Annotated in this window: 2 protein-coding genes and 1 pseudogene; 1 reads left to right on the top strand and 2 read right to left on the bottom strand. The window is 23.8% G+C overall.

From position 1 onward, the window contains the following. Nucleotides 1-254 (top strand): hypothetical protein (locus tag CD147_RS12205; protein ID WP_206185148.1); only part of this gene is annotated, 254 nt, incomplete at its 5' end. Nucleotides 255-421: 167 nt separating this feature from the next. Here CD147_RS12205 and CD147_RS04505 read toward each other — a convergent pair. After that, on the bottom strand, nt 422-610 hold the full coding sequence (locus CD147_RS04505) for a hypothetical protein (protein WP_103166252.1): 189 nt from the start codon (nt 608-610) through the stop codon (nt 422-424). A 19-nt stretch (nt 611-629) separates the two neighbouring features. Next, nucleotides 630-1,106 (bottom strand): annotated as a pseudogene (locus CD147_RS12070) (glycosyltransferase family 2 protein); the annotation flags it as partial.

Consider the following 1,106-nt stretch of genomic DNA (forward strand, 5'->3'; position numbering starts at 1 on the left):
TATTAATTTTATTATATTTAGCAATAACTAAGGATTTAAGAATAATAGCTTCAATAGAATCAGAAAAAATTCCACTAAATTTAAAGAGCAAAATTATAATTTACTTTATAATTACCTTGATGTTAGCTTCAATTTTATTATCTGATGCAATACTTTTAATTGAAGAAAATCTTATGATTGGAATGCTACTTGTAACAATGAGTATTATAATTTGCTTACCTTTTTATATTTTCTACAATAAAGTAAAAGAATAATTGCTTTTATAAAGCCTATTCAACATTTATACAAAACTAGTCCCCTGTTAACCGAGTGATTAGCAGGGGATGATTTGTATAATAAAGGCTATGGTTTTAATAGTAAGAAGACTTACGATAACTGTTGTGCCTATTAATCATCGTCTTTTTAATTATTAATAAAAGACTCATTCATATAATTCTTCTTTAGGGTAAATATTACCGTCTTTATCTCTATACATGCCATGTTGATCTAATATATCTGCGTCTGATTCAATATCATTTAAGCTAATACGATATTTATCTTTTACTTTTTTATTATTTAAAAAAGCAAAAATAAGTATAAAAATATTAGAAAATATTAAGAATTTCCTCATTAAACTACCTCCTATAAAATTATGACTCTAATTTAATTGAAAGATTTCCATTAATTGTTGGATAAAAAGTTACTTTTTTGTTGGTTGTTTCTAGTTTTTTTGTAAAACCATATTTAATATTTAAAGGTTTATAAGAATCATAAATGACTAATACGTTATATATCCCTTTATCTAATGAATCTAGTAAAGATTTATCAATGCATAGTGTTAAAAGATTATTGTTTATTGAAAAGTCACTTATAAACTTTGAACTCATAAAGTGTGTACGACTTTTTAATTGAATTCCGCTAATTTGCTCTTGTTTTAAATTATTAATATCTACTTGAAGATATACAGAACGGTGATTTACTTGTAAATTTTTAATATTAGAAAATGGGACTACAGTTTCAAATTCATTATTGGTACTTATATAGCTATACAAATTATTATCTTTTTTGCATAAAATTTTGAGACCTTCTTTATACCATTCAAAAAAGCCGATGAAGCTATCTAAATT

Origin of the sequence: Staphylococcus devriesei, assembly GCF_002902625.1 — a bacterium.
GTDB classification, from domain to species: Bacteria; Bacillota; Bacilli; order Staphylococcales; family Staphylococcaceae; genus Staphylococcus; species Staphylococcus devriesei.